The sequence below is a fragment of the Pseudomonas sp. CFBP 13719 genome (assembly GCF_014842095.1).
In the GTDB taxonomy this organism is placed as follows: domain Bacteria; phylum Pseudomonadota; class Gammaproteobacteria; order Pseudomonadales; family Pseudomonadaceae; genus Aquipseudomonas.
The window spans coordinates 801376-822129 of record NZ_JACYVB010000002.1 but is presented as its reverse complement, the minus strand read 5'-3'; the positions used below and the strand labels follow the sequence as shown (position 1 = coordinate 822129).

The window sequence follows — 20754 nt, the reverse complement described above, 5'->3', positions numbered from 1 at the left end:
CGATGATGCCCAGAAAAACAATAAAATTGGCATTGGTGCTGGCGGCTTTCCTTCCGGGGTTTGCTAACGCGGCTGCTGTGAACATCGTCGCCCAGTTCACCACGCTGTTTGGCGTGGTGCTTGCGGTTTCCTCGCTGATAGGTGTGCTGCTGTTCGCTAACGGCCTGTACTCAATCTATGTCTCATCGTCGGGACGAAGCAACAAGTCAGTCGGCCAGGGCCTGGTCAACATGCTTGTTGGCACCTTCATGCTTTCGGTTGGCTGGGTTTATGGCCTGATGAAAGCATCTTTCATTGGCACCACAGCAACGGGTGTCGACTATGAGGGTCGTGAAGCTTTGGCCCTCAACGGTGTAGAGGCAGCGGCCATAGCTGCTGGAGGCGCGGTCAGCAAGACAGCTTTCGGTAAATTCATCGACTCCAACACGCTGCAGGCCGTATTCGCCTTCGTATTCTTTGTGGGTCTGATTGCATTCGTCCATGGGGTATATCTGCTTCGTACCATTGGTATGGATGGCGGTGATGCGAACATGAAGCGGGCTGCGTTCTACCGAATTTTCGGTGGCCTCATCTGTATGAACATCACCTGGTTCAGCTGCATGGTTGGCGGCGTTCTTGGCATCAGCTCCATGTGCTTCGGAGAATAAGCATGATCAGTATTTTCAAGGAAATTGTCGGGCAGGCCAAAACCAGCCTCAAGCCTTCGCTCCAGTACAACGACATTAAAGATGCCATCAATGAGCGCATCAAAGGCCGTCAGGAGTTCGATGACAACATGCCTTGGATGGGCGCCGAAGAGTTCATCAAGCGTTATCGCAACGTGCGCATCTCGGCAATCATCGCAGGCGTGTTGGGCATCATCTCGCTGCTGTCGGTGGCTTTTGCCGGCAACGTGCAAGGTTTTGTGCTCTCGCTCATGTCCTTCATCGTTCTTGAGTTGTTTTACGTCAAACTCAATTTTTTGCTGTGGGCATCGCGAGAGACTGTTTTCACACAAATCAATCGGGTTGTGCGGCTGCCTGACTATCTGGCGGCGGTTGCTAAAGACCCCAATCAGTTTCTCCCACTATCTCTGACCCACAAGGTGGGGACAAAACAATGAAAAACATTCTCTATGCGCTGATCTTTGCCTTCTCGGCAATGTTTGTCAGCCCAACCTTCGCTGCTGACAGCGCGCAGGCAGAATCCTTCATCTCAGAAGTGATTCAGGCCAAGCCGAGCGACACGGATCTGGCTGACAAGAGCTTTGCTCAGCTGTTCGGCAAGTTCGTATTCAAGCCCTTTGGCGGCTATCCTGGTGGCGCCGAGGAAGCGACAACACTTGCTCAGGTTCTAGGCTACTCAAACATTGTCGCCATGATCTTGGGTGTGATCATTTTGTCTTACACGATCCTGGGCGGCGCGCTCAAGACGGCAGCCGATGGTCAGCTGCTCGGCCAGGGCTGGTCAAGTGTCTGGCTCCCACTGAGAACCGCAACAGCATTTGGAATGATCACTCCTGTATCTGACGGTTCCGGAGTGTTCTCGGTTGCCCAATCCCTTGTGATCTGGATGGTGATCGTGGGCTCCAACGCCGGCACCTGGGTATGGGAGAAGGGTGCCGTTCTGTTGACTGTTGGCAGCCCAACCATCCCCACTGCGATGGTGTACGACTACAACTCCTTCAAAGACATCGCGGGCGTTCTGCACTGCTCGGTGATCCGAAACGAGTATTTCAAGGAAAAGGGTCTTGCCAGCAAGACTGTCGGTACCGCTCACTTCTCCTATGTTGCTGGCGGAGCCAAAACTGGCGCATTCAATTATTCAAGCGGATACACCCTCAACTTCGGCGACATCTCGAAGCTGACCAGCATCTCGTTTGATGGCTGTGGCAGTATCGCTTTCCCTGCTTCGATGACCAACGATGCAATGGCAGGCACCCAAAGCACGAGCACTTTCCTTCACAATGCTTTCAACAAGCAGGACTGGGAAAAGAAGATTGCGGACAATTTCAAGGGCAGTGTTCCCACCGCGTACATGACGTTTCTGAACAGCGTGCTTGCTCAAGCTGTGACCTTGTCAAAAGGCCCTTCAGCAGCTGAGATTTCCGCTGCCAGAACCAACTACAACACCAACGCGGCAGACAAGGCGATTTATGATCAAATTGCCACAAGCGGTGCTGCACTGGACACAGTGGCTGCTTCCTACGCCAGCTATATCTCCGCCTCCAAGACAGCCATCGTTACACCTGACATTGCTGCCGCCTGGAAAAAGACCATGACCGAAGGTGGCTGGATGGCTGCAGGGGTCTGGTTCTTCGAAGCATCCAAGCTTCAGGCAACGGTCTACAACTACCTCAACAAGTTGACGACAGGGGCCACTTATTCTCCTGATGCCAAGTCGTGGGTCGCCGGTTGTGGCTGGTTCAAGTCTGGTAGCTGCGATGACTCCCTGAAAGACCAAGAGTCCAAGCTGGCGCGCCTTGAGGAGCTCAAGCAGTACACCAGCTCGTCAGGCGCTTCTGATGCAGCTAACGGCATCATCGGAATTACCAGTGGTGCCAACGGCATTGACGTAGGCTTCTTCGATATCGCCTCGGTGTCTATTGCCCAAACGTTCATGAACGGTCTGACTTTCATGGGCTCCTCTTCAAGCGTGGGTGAAGGCGTTGGCTCCAATAGCGGAATGACCGAAAATACCAGCGGCATGATTTCTCCGTTCACAGCATTGTCCTCAATGGGGCGCGGTCTGCAGAACATCAACGAGGTCATTTGGGGTATCGGCCTGGCTGCAATGGCATTCTCCAAAGGCCTTGAGGGCAGCATCTTGTCTCAAGTAGGTGCTGCGGCAGGCTCGGGCGCGATCAACTACATCGTGATGACCTTGGTACCCTTGATGGGCGCCTTGCTGGGCATGTCCTTCATCATGGCAATGGGTATCCCATTCACCCCGGTGGTCACCTGGATCCTGATGTGCTGCGGCTACTTGCTGACAGTCATTGAAGCAGTCGCGGCTGCGCCTCTTGCAGTGATCATGATGGCGACACCGGAAGGTGATGGTCTGGCAGGTCAAAACCTGCAGAGGGCCTTGCAGCTGGTTAACGCCATTGTACTGAGGCCGACCTTGTCCATCCTGGGCCTGTTTGCGGCAATGACGCTGTCCTATGTCGGGTTCAGCCTCATGAACACCATGTTCTGGAAAGTTGCTGGCTTGTCGACGAGCCTGGGTCTTTACGAAATCATTGGCCTGATCTCCATCTACATCAGCATTTCGCTCAACCTGTGCCGGTACATGATTTCTGTCATGCACAAGATTCCAGACCAGATCTTGGGATGGATGGGTGGCGGTGTGACGCCATTTGGCGAAAGCGCAGACCACGTAGGCGAAGGCCTCAAGTCCCCTGGAAGCTTGAACGGTAACGCGATCAAGGCGATGCAAGCTGGCAGAGACAGGCAGCACCAAGCCAACCAGCGCGAGTTCTTCAAGGACATGGCTGAGCAGATGAAGCAGAAAAAAGAGCAGGATGGATCCTCGGGTAGCGCCTGATAAAGGCGCAAAAAGAAAGGGGGCCGCAAGGCCCCCTTTTTTCATTCCTGAAAGTTTATTCGTAAACTCGCTTTGGCTGCATGAAGCGCGGCGGTGCAAGCATCCAGCATACTGCGATCAGGAAAACCACAATGCCGTACTGACCCAGGATGGCAGCTGGTAGCAGGAACACGATGGAGCTGCCTTCAGGAACCATCCATGCGATCAACGCCGAAGGAGCGCTCAGGATGTGAATCAACGTCATGGCAGAACCGCCGCCAAAGACGTCAAAAGGCATGAAGGACGCCACTGAGTTGGCAATCATGTAGCTCAGGTCAATCAAGCCGGTGGATTCGTATAGCATGCCGAAGTACAGGCCAATGGGCAGGTACACAAATTTGAAGAGGTTCCAGAGCGAGGTGGTGATGTTCATTTCGATCTCCTGTCCGTACGCCGGATCATGTTGGATGACGTTAGTATAAGGTGTATTGCCTATTTGTCAATGCGTCATCAAATATTTTCGAGGGCTTACGAAGTACGATTTATCCACATATTGCGCATTGGCGATCTCCCTGTGCGATAATGGGTATACAACCCCTGAGGGAAAGACCATGCAACTGTTTGATGCACTGAACAATAAGACCTGGAAGGATGAATACAAGATTCACGCCTGGTCTGACGAACAAGGCCAGGATGTCCTCATGGCCACAATTTCACTTGATCAGGACAAGAACCTGATTATCAGCCCGTCCCACCTTGGCGCTGCCGTGTATGCTCGCATGGGCCTCTACCAGGCTGAGCAAGAAGGCACCTACGGCCTGAACCTGGATGAAGCTCCCCCTACCCTGGTTGCGAGTGTACTGGGCCTACCCGGCACCTCCCACGCCTTCCTGCGCAGTGTTCAGGAAGAGCTGGGGCGTGCTCCTTCGGCTTTCGATATGTTCGACGTTGCACTGCGAGGCCATCCTGCACAAAGCGGGCGGTTGAACATTGCTGATGCTCAGGACAGCATCCTGAAGATCAATGCAGATCAATTCGTTGATCTGGAATCCGACGGCACGCCTCAGATCAAGGATCTGTACGTACGGCACCAGGATGAGTATCAGGGCGTGACCAAGTCCTCAGTGCTGGCCAAATCCGGAAGCCTTGTAATCCCGGCATACCTGGTCACCGTTGAAGGTCTTGTTCATGACAATGCACATGATCGGTTGGCGATCTACGCAGCGGCTCTGAAAGAAGCTGGGGGCATTGAAGGTGCACAGGCGGATAAGCCTCTGAAGTTCGTGCGAACTGCAGATGGCAAGCCGGCACTGCTCGTACAGGATGCCTCCAAGCCTTCGTTCCAGGCGCTCAATGTCATTACCTCCACGCGCAACCCTCAGGTAGAGCAGGTCTGCATTCGCCGCTCGCAGCTTGAAGCCAAGCGTTCGCTTGAAAATGGTTCGACCCTGATGCTGGGCAAGGATCCTGTAGGCGTGCGCGCATATCTTCAGGTCAGCGCGCTGCAGGAGCTGGTGCAGGACTCCCAGGGGTTGTCGGTGAATCCGCCTCGCAAAACTGTCGATGGCCTGGTGCGGGCTGAGCGTCTTGATGTTCCTCGCCACGTCACGGTAGAGGGTTTGAGCGCGATGATTGCTGCCAGTGCACCACAGGTTGCTGAGCGAGCAAGCAGATTGGCAGCATCAACCCAATCTGGAGCTGAAGTTGGCGATCAGACCGTTCAAAAGCTGCGTTCGTTTGCACGCAAAGCCAGCTCGTTCCTCGCTGAATTGGATCGACTCCCAGCTGCACAAGCACCAGACGAACCCGTCAGAACAGCCCGCGTCTACGACATCATGGATCTGAGCTGATAAAGCTGCGGGCGCCCAGTCCTACTGGACTTGATGGGCGCCCAGCAGTCTGAGTCCGTGCTTGTCTTGATTGGCTGCAATCAACAGAACCGATAGGGTGCCGGTGGGATCGCCATAGACACATCTGTTCCAGCAACCTTTGCGCTGACAGCCAGAAAGGCGCCGCGCTTTACATCGAGTTCATAGGTCACATCACCCTGGTCGAGCCCAGTGCGGGGCATTGAGTCCCATAGCTCTAACCCCTCCTGATTCAGCAACCAATCGATTACCAATGCCTGCCATTCATTACCGGGTTTTCTGCCTAGAAGCTTCATGCCTACCGCATGCGCAAAGGCGTGTTCATCATCCGAAAGGGTGAGCTCGATCTTGAGCATTGACGCTGATGGTTGCTCATGCAGCCCGAAACCCCGCCTGCTTGGGTCTGACGTTGGTACAAGGTTTCTGCCACAAGCATCTGCTTGATCCCGCAGCAAGCCAATAAGGTAACCCCTGAACACGTCAAATCCCAGCGTACCAGCGTGCAGCTCAAGACCATAATAGCGATCGAGATCGAAGCTGAAGACAAATGGTTGCATGAGTGAAGGCCTCATTGAGAGGCCTGAAGATTAAACTCTGGCGCTGGAAAACTCAATAGATGCATAAGTCATTGCTGAAATTCAAAACCGGACAATGGGTCGATGGGGCTCGCACCAGTCAAAGGAAGTGTCCTCCCTCATCCGTTTGATATGGGCTTGGGCCTCCAGCGCTCCAGCCTTGAGCGCCTCTAGGGCGGCTTCAGACTGAAACCACTCACGTATGGCAGGCTTGTGCTTGAGTGCCTCAGCCTGGCGTTCAGCAAGCTTGAGGTTCGATGGCTCTGGCATCAATCACACCGCTACTGGTGCTTTGATCGCCGGGTCTGGATCATAACCCATAATCTGGAAATCCTCGAATTTGTACTCATAAATCGAATCAGGTCGACGAAGTATTTTCAGCTCCGGAAGCTTTTTCGGGGTTCTGGTCAGCTGCTCCTCAATCTGTTCCATGTGATTGGAATAGGCATGCGTATCACCTGTTGTGACGATGATTTCATGGGGGATCAGATCACATTGCTGAGCCAGCATGTGCGTTAGCAAGGATAAGGCTGCAATGTTATAAGGTAACCCTAAAAAAATATCCGAGCTTCTGATGTAAAGCTGCATCGAAAGTCGGCCATCGTGCACGAAAGCCTGGTAAAGAAGGTGGCAAACGGCCAAAGCCTGACGTCCAGCTTTGACGTTTTCTTGGGGTGAAAGCTTCTCATCAGGCAGATATTCGGTATTCCACCCATGGAAAAGAATTCGGCGGCTGTTTGGGTTGTTCTTGAGGCAATCGATCATGTAGTCAATCTGATTGATCTTTCCACCATCCTTGGTTGGCCATGCCGTCCACTGAGCGCCATAAACAGGGCCAAGATCACCTTCTTCAGTTGCCCATTCGTCCCAAATGCTGACCCCGTTCTCATTGAGCCACTTTACGTTGGTGTTGCCGCTGAGCATCCAGATCAGCTCATTGGCAATACTTTTGAAATGAAGCTTTTTTGTGGTGAGCAGTGGAAATCCATCAGCCAGGTTGTGGCGAAACTGACGGGCGAAGACTGCTTTGGTGCCAGTGCCAGTGCGGTCACCCTTGGTCATGCCATTGGTGATTACGTCAGTCAAAAGGTCGATATATGCTTTCATTGGTCTTTTACCATCAATAAAAACCCGCCTCGCGGCGGGCTGTGAATGTCAGAAGCGGTCAGGGCTGATAATCGACGCCATCGGAGCTGCCACGGGCTTCGCGGCTTTTGCGATCGGAATCGATGATGCCAACTTCGGTGCGCAGAGTTTCTTCCACCAGAGCGTTATCACGAAGATCAGCGCTGATGGACTTCAGGCCGTCAATCAAGGTCACGGTAGTGATTACGTGAGCTTCAAGTTCCTCCAGGGCCTTTTCCTGGGTAGCATCCATGGCCACGCTGGCTTTCACCTCGGCCAAGTCCTTAGTGAATCGCTCAAGGTTGGAGCAGTTCTTCAGGCTGTGATCTGTGAACCATCGGCGATCAAGGTGCTTGACCCACTCGCTGAGCTCAGCCGGCGTGAATTTGTTGTGCGCCATTACCTCGTCACCGAAGTTGGCCCATTTGGCGCGCAGGGTCAGCTCAAAAAGACGCAGACGGTCACGAGACTGCATGGTCGAGAGCTCGTGAGGATCGGTGGTGATGATTTCGTGATGTTGCCCCTCAAAGCCAGGGATGCTGATCAGGCGGCGAGTTCGCGAACGCAGGGTGTGCTCATCTTTACCGATCATGCCCAGGCTGTAGATGCCCTCGTAGACATCCTCGGGTGGATCGAAGTCACTGACGAAAGCCTGCTGCAGACGATCACGAAAGCCCTTGTCTGCATCAATCATGGCGGCGTGTTTGAGGCAACGCTCCATGTCGATACCCGAACGGCGGGTTAGATCATCACGACCGCGTAGCACTGAAAGCTCACAAACAATCGGAGCCTTGTTGGTGGTGATGGAGCGGATGGAAGAGATGCCTTCGCCTTCGCCCAATTCAGAGACTTTGGTAAACATGCGGCGACGAATTTCCGAAGGCTCCAATGAGAGCAGCTCTGTAGGGTCTTCGCGCAGATCAACCGCATGCATCTTGGTCTTTACGCTCAGGTCGTAAATGATCGGCAGTACGATCGACAAGTGCCCTTGCTCACGACTGAAGAATGGATCAACCATTGCCAGGGGTTTGCGTTGATTGACCAGGTTCTGGATCTGGCTCTTGTCACTCAGGCCCAGGAAGTGATTCCAGAGGCGAGGGCTGGCGTTGCGCACCAGTCGCATTAGCTCGATGGTTGCCATGACGTCAAAGCGTGCATCGTGCGCGTTATCCAGCCGAATGCCGTTTTCACGACACATCTCGCCAAGCTTCATGGAGTAGCGGCCATCCTTCAGGGGCCAGCGCAACAGCTCTGGGCGCAGCGCGTAGACCATGGTGATCAGGCGCAAGATGTCCGAGCGCGAGTTGCCCTTGTCCCACTCATGCTGATACGGGTCAATCATGTTGCGAAAGAAGGTATTGCGAATCACCTCATCGTCGAAACGCTGAGTGTTGTAGCCGGTGATATTGGTACCTTCCTGGCGCATGAACCAGTTGCGGATGTGTCCGGCGGCCTCGAACTCAGGAATACCATGTTCCATCAGGTGACTGATGGAGATACCGGTGACAGCAAATGCACCGGGCGAAGGAATCACATCAGGGCGCATGAGCACGTCCAAAACGATTTCGTCACCGGGAATAATGTTCAGTTCGGGGTCAAGCCCGATGCCAGCAAATTGCACGATCTGGTCGTGATGTGCAGACAATCCGCTTGTTTCTGTGTCGAATACCGCCAAACGTGTAATTCTGCCAGCCATGCTTATCACCTATGTTTCGTTGCAATATACGTCAAAAACGAATGACGTAAACTACCAATGTCTGTGGATGTCTTTAGAATATCATGTGAGATCCAGCCCTTGGAGCAATATACGTGAAAATAATCCCTTTAAAAGAGAAGCACAAATTAACCGAGCAGGACATCAACAACCTCAGCAAGTGGTTGATCGATGGTAAAAGCCTGGTGGAAATGGCCTACGCCCTGCAGAACCGGCTCACGCCCGAGCAGATCTATGTTGCTTCGGGTCACATCGCCAGGGAAATGTACGAGACGCCGCTCGCCGAGTTGTGCCCGCATCTGGTGGATGAGCGCAAACAGCTCAACGACCCCAAGAGGTCACAGTGGCTTGAGCAAAAAAATGAAAACAAGGTAGCCGACATCTTCCGTCAGCTGCTGGAAGACCTGGGCCTGTACGAGCTGGAATTGATGACCCGCAGCTAAGCGGGCCAAGCCCTGATCAGGAGGCCATGATCAGGGAGTCATCGACAAGGTATTTGATTTGCTCGTTCTTCATAAGCCAGTCCACATAGCGTTTGGCCCCAAAGCAATCATCGCCTGGGCGATTCTCTTTCCAGAACTCCATGATGCAGTTGTTCTTGCGGTTGCACGTCACGCATTCTGGATTGAGATTGCGGGTGTACTGCCTGCGGATGTAGCCGCGCCTTTCCTTTGAGGTCAGCACCTGCTCGAAGGTCTGCTCAAGGATGTTTCCGAAAGGCTTCATGAATTCAAGCCAGCCATCCTTGTAGTCGGGGAGCACAAAGTCGCCGTCCGGCAGCAGAAAGAGCGTCTGGCCAGCGATGTTGGCTTCCATTGGCAGTTTTTGACGGGAGAGAATGAACGCCAGTTGTCCGATCATGGGCGGCTTCTTGCCGGCGTGCATCAAGGCAATCCAGTGCTCAGTCAGCTCAATCATGAAATTGGAGTATTCGGACATTGGGGGGGCGAATTTCTCGTACTTGTCTCCCTTGTTCTGCTCATTGAGCATAAACGGCAGGAATGATGCCTCCTGGATTCCGAGGTCAGTCAAATAGTCCAGGATGGCAACAGGGCCATCTTTGAACAGCTCATGGTTGACGACACTGATCGTGGATACCCGAAGTCCGTCTGCAGTCGCCTGGCGAACGCGCTTGTCCCATTTTTTCACATAACCTTTTCCGCGCATCAGGCCATCAAAGCTGGTCTGAAACTGCCCCCTGCCATAGGTGTGGAAAACCTTGAGCCATTCATCCTCGACGTTGAGCAGGCTGGTCAGGATGTCATGGCGGATCTCATAGCCCTTTTCACGAGTGAAGATGCTGTCGATCAACTTGAAGGCCCCCAGGAACCACGGGAAGCCCATTTCAGTAGGCTCGCCACCATACCAGTAGAACACGACCACCTTCGGCTTTCCTGGGCGTTTGGCGGCGTAGTAGTCGTCAACCTTATGCAAGACTACTTCAAGGTCAGCCAGAGTCATGATGGGGCTGTTGCGACGCTGATCCAGGGTCAGATAGCAATGAGGACAATTGAGCGAGCAGCGCAACGATGGCATCATCGTAAAAACGAAGTAGCCTTGCTCGATGCTGTTCATTTGGCTGATGTCGACCGAAGAAATCGCATCCGTCCATGCCCTTTGCTCAGGAAATACATGAAGGTTGGGGTTTGGGAAAAAGGTCAGTTCGGTCATTTGATATTATTCATCGTTGAGGTCGATTGGGTCTTTCCCTGGCCATTTTCCAGGGGGTCTTCCTTTCCTGCGGTGGCCAGTTTCTGAATCGACCAGTTTTGAGGGCCTAACGACCAGACAAAGCGGCCCGTCACGCAAACAACGAGCCACAACCCCCTCCAGAAGGGGGTCTTTGCTTGAAGGCGTCTGTCGATATCATCTTTTCGGTGAATCATCAGCAAGCTCGCCACGTCGCAGCGGTTTCAGCAATGGCACTTCGAGGCAAGATGCCATCCTCTTCTACCAGCTTGCGGATGTGCTTGATGAAGCCTTTGAAGCCCGGACATTCCCCGCGACCATTCCAATAGTTGTGCAGGATGCCGCAGGCGCTTTGACAGTTGACCAGTTCATCACACCCCATGCAATGAGGCTTTGGGACAATGGCTCGGGTACGTTCGCGTCGATACCTGGGGCCTTCAAGAATGCCGATGACACCGTCCTTGAAGACGTTGCCGATGGAATTCATGTCCACTTCTCCGCCCGCCTCAATGCAGGTCACCGCCTCGCCGTCAGGATCAAAATCCAGGGAGCCTGGAATGATTGGGCAGACGATGTCATCCATGGGCACCTTGCGGTAGATGGACTCAATCATCGACTCGACCGGGTTAACATAGAGGTCTGGGTATTCGTCTCGTTTTTCCAGATACCATTGTGCGGCCTCGATCATGAAGGCGCTTGTTTCATGAAACGGTGGAAAGACCGAGCCCATGTGTATCAAGCCATCACCGGACGGAATGAAGAAGCCCAGGTGGATATTGCGAAAACCTCGCTCAAGAAACTCATCAAGCAGTCTCACCGCGCCATGTTGAATGACCTGTCGGGTAACGGCGGTGGTCACGTTCACCGGCTGACCGGCTTCCTGCAAGGTAGTGCAGTGCTTGGCCCATTGAGCCTCAAGCTTGGGCAGTGGGCGCCCCTTTGCGGAAACGAAACGTGTGTCGATCTCATACGAGGTCGCCACGTGATCAAAGAGCTTGGAGATCTCAACCGACTCTGGCGTCACCAGGTTGGTCACGATCGATAGCTTCACCTGCTGCTTGACCTTGGCCAGTCGCTCGCGAATCTGGGGTACAGCGCTTTTGTAGTATTCGAGGCCCAGCAGGGTGGGCTCGCCACCAATGATATGCACATCAGCAAGAATATAGTCGCGAAGCCCGCGTGGAGAATTCAGAAACTCGACAATGGAATCGAAAATCTTGAGCAGGTCTTCCTCAGCCATGAAGTGGGAGAGGTCTTTCTTGGCTGATGAAATGTAGCAATGCGTGCAGCGCAGGTTGCAATCGCGCGTGGTATTGATCTGAAAAAGAAAGCTTTTGCTCACGAAACATCTACTCCCAGTGACTCGGCAACATCTTGAAGCCGATCCTTCGTTCTGAAAACTGAAAAGCCGCCCGTAGGCCGCAAAGCTTCCCCTACACGTATCGCATCGTCGATCGTGTCACCCAATGAAGGCCCAGGCACACCCGTCATCACAACGGTATCCACCTCAAGAGCAAAGCGGTCGGCTTTGCCCTCTTCGGTATCGTAGATACTGGCAGCCGATTGGGGCCAGAAATCCAGAGGACTGAGCCCAGGCACTGAGCTTGAGTGGCCTGGTTCTACCCAGAATCTAAAGCGTTTCTGCCCGTGTGTCAATTTATCGGAAAACAGTGTTATCCGACTGGGTGCCTGGACTAGTGGGGCCGAGTCGGTACCGACATATTGAGCGCATAGGGCAGTGAGCTCCTTTTCAACGTCCATCCCGTCAAACCTAACGGCTAATGCGGACTCCACCAGCCCTGTAAAACTTGGGTGCCAGCAGGCTATTCTCTTTTGCAGAACTGCTTGATAACCCTGCCACTGCTGCTGATCCCCCTCATACACGAATACCCGCTGGCCTTTAGCTGCGCAGCGCATGGCCACAATCAAATTGAGCACACGATCAGGGCCAATGACCAGGGTTTCAGCGCGAGCTACACCATAGAAATCCATCCAACAGGCATGGGCAAGCGCATCCAGATACTTCAGCGATCGTCCAAGGCGACCGACCGCGTGATTATCCAAATATCGCCTCATGTGTCGTATCGCCTCCTGAAATCCAAAGCGATGGGCCTCTACGCGCAGACTCATAGATGCACCACGCCGCGATCTCGCAGCAGGCTTTCAAAGTTGATGTGTTTACGCACTTTTTGAATGGCGTCTGCCGAATGTCTTGAGAGCAGAGGAATGCTCCTGTCTTGAGCCAGCTTTTCAATGGATTTGGGCACATTATTGAGCAGAACGAAGCGGAACAGCTCATCATTACGTTCATCGATGACCAGGGTGCTTGGCATGATGGTTGGCGCACCCCCTGCAATCACACCGTGGGCAAATCGAGTGGCAATTACGGCATCAAGAACGAGTGTAGCGAAACGCGTCGCCGAATGGGTGAGGCAATAGTCCCACACAACTTCCGGTTCAAGGCGCAATGTGCGGAAATTCCCACTCGCAAGGTTACGTGCAATACGCATCCATTGATTTTCACCGGCCTGGTTGAGCAGTGAGCTGGAAACCTCGACCTCGACACCAATCCCGTCGTAGAACCACAGCCGTTCCGAGAGCGTTGATCCAAACCGCCTGGCTTGATCGATAACAACGTAATCGGCTTTTGAAAGGGCGGACAGATTCTGAAAGAAGTCCTCATAGCTTACCGCCAGGCTGGACTCACTGATTGCTTGGTGTGGCTCGACATAACCCTCTTGGCGCTGCTTGCGTAGCTGTGCTCGCATCTCCTTGTGATTGATGTCGCTGACATTGACAACGCCGTTGCCCAGGCGCTCCTTGGCGTAGTCCCAGTATTTTTTATAGCCGGCACAGTCGTCCTGATTGTACTGGGAGATTGCTTCCGGGCTGAGGTATTTGTAGTGGTAGTACCCACCATTGCAATAGCGCAGATACTCGCATTGATTACATTCTGGCTGCTCCACGCTGAACTTGACCTCCATCTGTCGAATGTTCTCGAACAGAATCTTGTAGTTCCACAGTGGATCGTCCAGGGAAATGGACTGGGAGGGCAAAGGCGCTTCAGTGCCTGTCATGCTGGAATTGAGCACTACGCTTCCATCAGGCTCGATGGTGAGGTCGTAGGCGTCGTTGCCATTGAGGTTGAATCCTTTGCCCGTCATCAAGCTGCCAGACACCTCATCCCATGGCGAGATGGTTATGCCATCAATTTTCTCAAGGGCCTCGGTCATGCGAATGTAGAAGTCAGAGACTTGCTCAAAGGTAGGCTGATGCTCGTCAAAGAAGGCTTTGCCTGACCCATAGGGGTAAAGCATGTCAGAGCTGATGTCGAAGAAACTTCCGTCCCGGACAACCTTGACGAAGTCTTCAATGGGCATCTCTACCAGCATCTTTGTAGGGATGATGTTCAGTGTCTTCCCGGCTTCCTTGATGCGCTCCAGATTCTTGAGGTAACGCGGGTAGAGCTTGTTGCGCGTGCCAAAGCGGTTTGTGTCGGGCTCCCATGGGATGAAGACACTCCAGTTTGGATCGTTTTTGTGAGCCAGGATCAGGTCAAAATAACGATCGTCCTGGAAGATCATGTTGGTGCACCAAGCCAGAGAAGCTGCCTTGCCTGTGACCTCGCGAAAGTGCTGATGCTTGTCGAGGGAGTAGGGCAGCAGCGTCTCCCAGAACTCAAATGGCATTCGAGTGATCTCGCCACCCAGGATCTCAACGTTGATCAGGGATGTGTGTGCGTCCAGGTTGAGTAACGTTTCGATGCGCTCGTAGGTGAGTTTGAAGTTCTCCTCACTCATACCGCCCCTGCTGGCCAATAGTTCAGGCTCGATATAGCAGTGGGTGCATCGAAGGTTGCAGCCCCGGTTCGTCACCAGGCAAATGTTCATGAAATCGATGATTCTGCGCATCAGTTGCTCCCAATCAGGCCGCTGAACCTTATTTTCAAGCGTTCAACACCCCAGTAATCTATGGCTTTGTCCATTGTTGAAAACAGCATCTTCCAGGCTTGGCACCACTGGGTTTTGCCGTACATCCCAGTGCCGGCTTCCAGCGATTGCTGCATACATCCCCCCTGGCAAGCCTTGAAATAGGGACACTCAAAGCATCCGGCATCAAGCCTTTGGGAGCGCAACCGGATCTGCTGATGCAGGCTCAGATCGAATTCTTGAGTCAGGGCATTGCCCAGGCGAAGCTCGCCCATGTCTGCAAGCTCCTGGCAGATAAACAGATCACCATTGGGCTCAAGCGACAGGGATTTTACTGCACAATCGGCTTGCCAGGCACAGAAGCCCTGATCCTGGCTTGCATCGTCGAACAACCTGCGGCGGAAAAGATTCACAAAGGGCTCGATACGAACCCTCATTCCAGCTTTCATCCACTGCTCAAAACCTTTCTGCAGTGCCGCACCCAATGCCTCATTGGATATTCCGTCGATCTGGGAGCCCCCCTGAAAGACGGGGCGCAATGTGAGCTCTCGCCCCTCCTCAATGGCCAAACTCAGTTCCCGTTCCAAATGAGGTAGTGTCTTGGCATCAAGAGTAAATACCGCTGCTGGCGTTCTGCGGGTGATGGCCCTAACCTTTTCGTTGCTGGAGGCAAAAAACGCCCTGTAGCGATCTGCCCGCTCAACGTCACTGCCAGCCCGACCAAGCTGGCGCTGATTGGTAAAGCGATCGATTGATGTGCCAACCCGACCCTGGAAAAGTTGGTGGAGGTGCTCTATTCGTTCATCAGAGCCAATCAGATTGGTCTGTGCACCATCTCGTACCTGTATGCCTTTGCTCGCAAAAAAAGCCCTAACTTCTCGGACAGTGTCAGACAACACTGTTGGATGAACGAGGAGGATCTCTCCGCCGACGAACTCAATATTCAAGTAAGTCGGATCAATTCCAAGCTTCTCCCACACCTCAAAGATAAAAGGAAGCGCTCTTCTGACTTCCTCTGGGCCCATGCCTTTGCCAGCTTTCTGCTGCCAAGACGAGCAGTAGGTACAACTGGCATTGCACCCATGGGTCAATCGAATATGCAGTGTAAAAGGCCTGGCGGTCATGGCAATCTCCTGGCCAGTGAATTTAACACGTTTATTGACGATTGCCCATTCGCTTGAAGCGTGAAAAGCCTTGGTGTTTCAGCGTCATGCACAAACCGCCAATGATCCAGACAAAGGAGAAAACAGCAAGAATAGGTCTCATGAAGGCCACCTGGCGGTTTCGAGCATCCACTGCGGAGTGGTAATCCACCATGACCCGCACCCGATTGCCGCTTTTGAAAAATGCCATCTGCTTTTCCGGCTGATCAATGCCAGGAGCATCCATCCATCCAGTATTCCATGAGTGCATGAATAAAGGCTTTGAGCCAGCAAATTGATTTAGATCCCTGAAACCGCCCAGACGCGAGGTGCTATCAGGCTCTCTTGGCCCTACCTGCTTTTCACGGATATCCCCATAGAACTGGGAGTACACAAACGGGTGTAGCGGTTGAGCCAGCGTGATGCTGTACACACCATCTGGCCGGTAGTCTCCTTCATAGCAGCCATATCCAGGTGCTTTGCAATATTGCTCGAAGTACTCACTTGTCGACTTGACCGACAGTGCAGCAAGATCGCGCTGTTCAAGGGTTTTGCCAAATTCGAGCACGACAATCAAATGAAAAGCTATCAGGAATATTGAGCTGATGACCATCAGCATCAAGTGCATGGCGCGCTGGGCCGTAAAGCCAGAAATAATCCCCCTGGCAGTGAGTGCTAGCCCTGAAATCACTGCCAGCACCATGACGCCATCTTGCGGCCTAAGCACGTAGCTGCCGAATTGTGTGATGTCAAACAAACCCCAGAATTCAAGCCAAGCAGTGTCCATCAGCATCAGCATTGCAAAAAGTGACGAGGCAATGAACACCTTCCACAGCGATCGTGCAGTGTAGCTTCTGCCCAGTGCCAGCCAGAAGCCCAGCCATACCAGCGTTTCGTAGGGCCCTCTCCAGGAAACGGCTCCTGGGTAGAAGGTTGAAATGAAGCTGTCTTCCGAATAGGTATCAACCGACACCAGCGCCAAGAGACTTAAACAAATGATGAGAAAGCAGGAGAGCAGAGGGCTTCCCTGGTACAGCCGCTTAAGAGATCCCACTGATGCTCTCCTCTCGGATAATGTTGCTGTTCATTTTGGAAAGGTAAGCAAGCTCATGGGCCTGCAGGGCCAGGGTTGGCAGTTGTATTTCATCCACCAATCCCTTATCCAGGATGGAGCGGAATAGCTCCTCGTTGCGGGCATCAATTACTAAGCCATGGCGATCCCCCTGCTGAGGGATACCTGTGCCCATAGAGGCCCTCAGAGCCCCGCAGGCGACTCGAAAGCGACGGGCTATGACAGAGTTGTCGTTTGCCAGAAAGTTTCTGAGAAAGGCCTGGTCGAGCTCCACAGTGTGATAGTTGGTGTACAGGTAATGCTCGACGATTCTTGGTGCATGCTTTGAGTCAATCAGGATTTCTGCTGGCACAAATGCTTTCACCCGAAGGTCGTCATACCACCACAGCCTTTGAAGCAAGGTTTTTCCGAAGAAGCGCTCGCGGTCGACAATAATCTCACCCATGGATCGGGCTGACACAAAGTACTGGTCATAGTCGTATGCAAGCTCGGTTTCTCGCATCAGCTCTTCACCGGGGCTTGTACGAGTAGGCCGGGTTAGCTTTGTTCTCACGGCCAGGCGGTGAAGGTGCGCAGAGCGATCCAAGCCCTGATGGCCCAATTTATTAAGATTGTCCTGCCAAAATTGCTTGTAACCCGAGCACTCATTTTCACGGTACTTGTCGATGACTCGCGGGTCGGCCACCTTGTAGTGGTACCAGCCAGCATTGCAGTAAGGCATGAAAACGCACTGATCGCACTCGGGGTGCTGCAGGCTGAGCTTGTTGTCTTCTTCAATCTTGTTTTCGAAGCAGACTTTGTAGGCCCAGTCCGGATCACTGATGTCGAGCGTCTTGAAGCCCAAAGCCGCTTCAGAGGCTGTCTGGTTGGCATTGAAGTGACACGTGCCTTCAGGCTCGATTGACAAGTCGTACTTGAAATTACCGTTGCACTGGAAGCTTGTGCCACGCATCAGGGTGGACAGCATCTCCTCCTGCGGCGTGAAAGTGATTTCTGCAGGCTTGAGCCTTTCCATATCCCGGAAAAACTCGGTCATTGACTGAAAATCCACCATATTGGGTTCAAAAAAAGCTTTCCCCGAGCCATACGGGGAAATCATCTTCATGGAAAAGTCTGTGATGCCAGCGGGCAGGAACATATCCAGAATCCGCTCAGCGCCCATTTCAATGACGGTCTTGGTCAGGATAATGTCCAGGGTTTTCTGGCTAGCCTTTATGCTTTTCAGAGTGTCATAAAAGCGTTGAAATAACTGGTTGCGCTTACCAAAACGGTTCGTGTCAGGTTCCCACGAGGTATAGAGGCAAAAGGCTGGGTGCTCTGCATGTTCATTGAACAAGTCAGTGTAGCGTGGATCCTTATACACCAGGTTGGTCAGGAAGTTGAGGGAGCCTGGAGAGCGCAACGTGGAGTTGATCTTGGCAATCCGGTCTAGAGTCCAAGGCAGCTGACGCTCCCAGAACTCAAACGGCATCATCGTAGTCTCACCGCCAATGGCTTCCCACTCGATCTCTGTCAGGTTGTGGTCGATGGCCTTGAGCTCTTCGATGCGGTCGAAAATCAGCCGATAGGTTTCCTCGCTCATGCGTCTTTTGTCATTGAAAAGGTGCGGTTCGATATAGCAGTGATCGCAGCGCAACGTACAGGTACGGTTGGTTGTAATCGAAACGTTGATCTGATTGATGACCCGTTTCATGAAAATTGCTCCCAAATGGATTTCATGCCCACACACTCCCCACTCCCATCCTGAACGGGGACGTGAGAAGGCCCGCCTGCACAATGATCGAAGTGAGCGCATTTGAGGCAGGGAATAGTGCGGCGCATCTCGTGGCGCAGGTAACGGTCACGCTTGCCACCGAACAAGATGTCGGCGGTATCCTGTTTGTTGAGATCCCCCAGGTAGGTGTTGGGGAAATCAGAGAAAAGAGGGTTGGTCGTGACGGTACCGTCAGGGTTTAGCGTGATGAAGTCATGGCCACGCTGAACAGCAAACATGGTCGAACGCTTGCCAAGCTTGTATTGGTCGAACAGGGTGGAGTGCAGCCCAAGCTTGCAGGCTCGCTCCCAGTGCTCTGTCATCAGGGACTTGAGATAGCCTGAGAACTCAACATAGGTTGCCGTCAGCGGTAACAGTGGGTAGCCATCCACTGCGTAGGAGGGCTTCTTGAAAAACTCGCTGAACTCTACGGATACATCAATCTCGATCTGATTGGCACCCAGCATTTCAAGGTAATCGAGCAAGGCGCCTGGCCCCATTCCGATTGTTTCTCGATTGAGCTCAAGGTTGATGGGGCATGACAGGCCGGCACTTTTCACTTTTCGATAAGAGCTGGCAAAACGCTCCAAAAATTGGTCTTGCGAGCCAGAAAGACTTCGCTTTTTGCTCAGTGCAAGGGTCGTCTCGATATGGCTGGCAAAATAAAGACGAGAGAGGTCGATCAGCCAGTCTGGCATTGCATACAAATTTGAAACCATGGTCTGGCGAGCCTCGGGCAAAAGCTCTGCGCACAATTTGGCTAAATGAGTGAAGGCTTTCTTGCCAATAAGCGCAGCCTCACCACCTTCCCATATGACCGTAAGGGGCTTCTCGGAAAACCATGGATCAGACACCAGCTTTTGGAAGTGGTCAGGATTGAGCCTTTCCTTTTCACTGCGGTGCTCAGGCGTCAGGTAGCAGCGATCGCAGTCAACATTACATTGCCTGGTCACATTAACGAAAAGAACTCTGTCTCCCACGGCTGATCTCGGCTCTGATTGATTGCACCGCAATATACCACTAAACCGAGATCGTGACCAGATCAGGATTTCCGGTAGGTGCTGAGCTGGCGAAGATCCAGGATCAAGCCAGACAGTGCGGCGATTGCTTCCTCGTCCCCATCGCTGGAAGCAAGAATGCCCAACTCGACTTCAAGCCCTGTCAGCAATCCGGATTCGTGATCCATCGCTGACTGCACCAGGGATACTGCTGAGCTTTCGCTTGGGAATGCTTTGCGCTCCAGCATTTCCAGCAGTGCTTTTGAGATTTGGTTGGGCTCACCGTTGTCCAGGGCGGTCTGAATCCGCGTCAATGCTTCCTCACCCATGGTTTTCAGATTGTCATGCAGTGCGGAAAGGGTGCTGTGAACCATGATTTCGAATTCTGCTTGTCCGCCGTAGTAACCCAAAACGGCTTGGTGCATGCGCTCTTTGAGAGCATCCATGGTAGGCGCATCCATGTTTTTCTCAAAGTATTCGTACATCATCGGGTTGTCGGTCAGGGTAGCCGGCTGATAGCCCATGACGTTCATGGACATGTACTGGATGTAGGAGGTGACTGGCAGCACTTCTTGCGCAAACTGAGGCAAGTCCAGCAGTGCAGTCACGAATTCGTCGACATAGCGAGCCCAGGTAGCCCAGTCTTCAGCATTGCCCGACACGGGCGGGCTGACCACAACATGGGCTTCCACGCTGTGAGCCACGATAAGGATGTCTTTGGCCTTCATTTCGAAGTTGAAAGGCACTTCGAGGAAAATTGGGCAGTGGATCAGGTGGTACTGCAGCATTGTGTCGATGAGGTCGAAATCAAGCTGGCCGCTGTCCATCTTGGCCAGAAATCCGATGGATTTCACACCCTTGAGCGGAAGCGGATCGAAGACATCAACATCTACACCGAATACATGCGGGGCCAACCCCTCTTGAATAGCCAGAAGGTCTGAGATTTTTTGTGGGCCAAACATGTACTGGTCAGACATTGGGTGCATTCCTTGATTTTGACTTAGCGCCAGGATCTCGATCCGTGGCAGTTCGAGTAGCAGTTGGAGTAGCATCCGTAGGCGTTGAACGGATCGATTTTGTCGATGCCGTACGTGGAGTCAGTGCCAGAGGCTGCTGCCAGCAGGTTCTTGACATCGAACAGACTGGTGTTGCCGTTGACAGACAGAACGTTCGACAGAGCGCCGAAATCCTGACCCATCAACGCCTTCATGCTGTTGGTTTTGAGCAGTTCATCTGCGGCGATGCGGGCTTCTTCAGAAACCTTGTGCTCGTCAATTCGCAGAGGGACATTGGCATGCGCCATCGTGGCAGCTGCAGCAGCGATGGCTGTAGCGACCGATACCAGGACAATCTTCATGAGAAAGCACCCATATTGTTTTTATATT

19 protein-coding genes are annotated in these 20754 nt (G+C 52.9%); 5 read left to right on the top strand and 14 right to left on the bottom strand.

Translation table 11 applies throughout. The features are described from left to right. Positions 1-2 precede the first annotated feature (2 nt). From IFT57_RS09670 to IFT57_RS09660, 3 genes are read left to right on the top strand one after another with little or no spacing between them, the layout of a single operon-like run. Positions 3-647 carry a hypothetical protein gene (locus IFT57_RS09670; RefSeq protein WP_122531645.1) on the top strand — a complete coding sequence of 215 codons (645 nt, stop codon included), beginning with the start codon at positions 3-5 and terminating at the stop codon, positions 645-647. A gap of 2 nt (positions 648-649) precedes the next feature. Next, entirely contained in the window at positions 650-1102 is a 453-nt protein-coding gene (locus IFT57_RS09665) for a hypothetical protein (protein ID WP_122531646.1), read from the top strand. After that, positions 1099-3525 (top strand): DotA/TraY family protein, encoded by a 2427-nt coding sequence (locus tag IFT57_RS09660; protein ID WP_122531647.1) that lies wholly within the window; start codon positions 1099-1101, stop codon positions 3523-3525. The genes IFT57_RS09665 and IFT57_RS09660 overlap by 4 nt, the downstream gene beginning before the upstream one ends. A 55-nt stretch (positions 3526-3580) precedes the next feature. Here the strand turns inward: IFT57_RS09660 and IFT57_RS09655 are convergent, their stop codons facing one another. Beyond that, positions 3581-3937: a hypothetical protein gene (locus tag IFT57_RS09655; RefSeq protein ID WP_122531648.1), complete on the bottom strand. Its 357-nt coding sequence runs from the start codon at positions 3935-3937 to the stop codon at positions 3581-3583. A 178-nt stretch (positions 3938-4115) separates the two neighbouring features. On the opposite strand from IFT57_RS09655, the gene IFT57_RS09650 reads away from it, so the two are divergent. Further along, positions 4116-5354 (top strand): hypothetical protein, encoded by a 1239-nt coding sequence (locus IFT57_RS09650; RefSeq protein WP_122531649.1) that lies wholly within the window; start codon positions 4116-4118, stop codon positions 5352-5354. Between the two features lie 80 nt (positions 5355-5434). Here IFT57_RS09650 and IFT57_RS09645 read toward each other — a convergent pair whose 3' ends face one another. From IFT57_RS09645 to sbcB, 3 genes are all read right to left on the bottom strand, one after another. Beyond that, a complete protein-coding gene (locus tag IFT57_RS09645; protein WP_122531650.1) occupies positions 5435-5929 on the bottom strand; it encodes a hypothetical protein in 495 nt (164 codons plus the stop codon). A 291-nt stretch (positions 5930-6220) separates the two neighbouring features. Then, the gene (locus IFT57_RS09640) at positions 6221-7054 is read right to left on the bottom strand and encodes a thymidylate synthase (protein WP_122531652.1); all 834 of its coding nucleotides are present in this window, start codon (positions 7052-7054) and stop codon (positions 6221-6223) included. 58 nt (positions 7055-7112) lie between these two features. Continuing rightward, complete coding sequence (gene sbcB / locus IFT57_RS09635) at positions 7113-8768, bottom strand: exodeoxyribonuclease I (protein ID WP_192151266.1); 1656 nt, start codon at positions 8766-8768, stop codon at positions 7113-7115. A 113-nt stretch (positions 8769-8881) separates the two neighbouring features. Here sbcB and IFT57_RS09630 point away from each other — a divergent pair, with 113 nt between their 5' ends. Further along, entirely contained in the window at positions 8882-9229 is a 348-nt protein-coding gene (locus IFT57_RS09630; RefSeq protein WP_122530611.1) for a hypothetical protein, read from the top strand. A gap of 16 nt (positions 9230-9245) precedes the next feature. Here IFT57_RS09630 and IFT57_RS09625 read toward each other — a convergent pair whose 3' ends face one another. From IFT57_RS09625 to IFT57_RS09580, 10 genes are all read right to left on the bottom strand, one after another. Further along, positions 9246-10457: a radical SAM protein gene (locus IFT57_RS09625; protein ID WP_122530613.1), complete on the bottom strand. Its 1212-nt coding sequence runs from the start codon at positions 10455-10457 to the stop codon at positions 9246-9248. Positions 10458-10671: 214 nt separating this feature from the next. Further along, complete coding sequence (locus IFT57_RS09620; RefSeq protein WP_122530617.1) at positions 10672-11817, bottom strand: radical SAM protein; 1146 nt, start codon at positions 11815-11817, stop codon at positions 10672-10674. Next, positions 11814-12605, bottom strand: a complete 792-nt coding sequence (locus IFT57_RS09615; RefSeq protein WP_122530619.1) for a hypothetical protein — start codon at positions 12603-12605, stop codon at positions 11814-11816. Before IFT57_RS09615 ends, IFT57_RS09620 begins: the two co-directional genes overlap by 4 nt. Next, complete coding sequence (locus IFT57_RS09610; RefSeq protein WP_122530621.1) at positions 12602-14386, bottom strand: radical SAM protein; 1785 nt, start codon at positions 14384-14386, stop codon at positions 12602-12604. Before IFT57_RS09610 ends, IFT57_RS09615 begins: the two co-directional genes overlap by 4 nt. Further along, on the bottom strand, positions 14386-15528 hold the full coding sequence (locus tag IFT57_RS09605) for a radical SAM protein (RefSeq protein ID WP_241032634.1): 1143 nt from the start codon (positions 15526-15528) through the stop codon (positions 14386-14388). Before IFT57_RS09605 ends, IFT57_RS09610 begins: the two co-directional genes overlap by 1 nt. A gap of 31 nt (positions 15529-15559) precedes the next feature. Then, positions 15560-16600 (bottom strand): hypothetical protein, encoded by a 1041-nt coding sequence (locus tag IFT57_RS09600; protein ID WP_122530623.1) that lies wholly within the window; start codon positions 16598-16600, stop codon positions 15560-15562. Next, entirely contained in the window at positions 16587-18311 is a 1725-nt protein-coding gene (locus tag IFT57_RS09595; RefSeq protein ID WP_122530625.1) for a radical SAM protein, read from the bottom strand. Before IFT57_RS09595 ends, IFT57_RS09600 begins: the two co-directional genes overlap by 14 nt. Continuing rightward, positions 18308-19351 (bottom strand): hypothetical protein, encoded by a 1044-nt coding sequence (locus tag IFT57_RS09590; RefSeq protein WP_241032635.1) that lies wholly within the window; start codon positions 19349-19351, stop codon positions 18308-18310. The genes IFT57_RS09595 and IFT57_RS09590 overlap by 4 nt, the downstream gene beginning before the upstream one ends. Before the next feature lie 62 nt (positions 19352-19413). Further along, complete coding sequence (locus IFT57_RS09585) at positions 19414-20346, bottom strand: hypothetical protein (RefSeq protein WP_122530627.1); 933 nt, start codon at positions 20344-20346, stop codon at positions 19414-19416. Positions 20347-20369: 23 nt separating this feature from the next. Continuing rightward, entirely contained in the window at positions 20370-20726 is a 357-nt protein-coding gene (locus IFT57_RS09580; protein WP_122530629.1) for a hypothetical protein, read from the bottom strand. Positions 20727-20754: the final 28 nt, after the last annotated feature.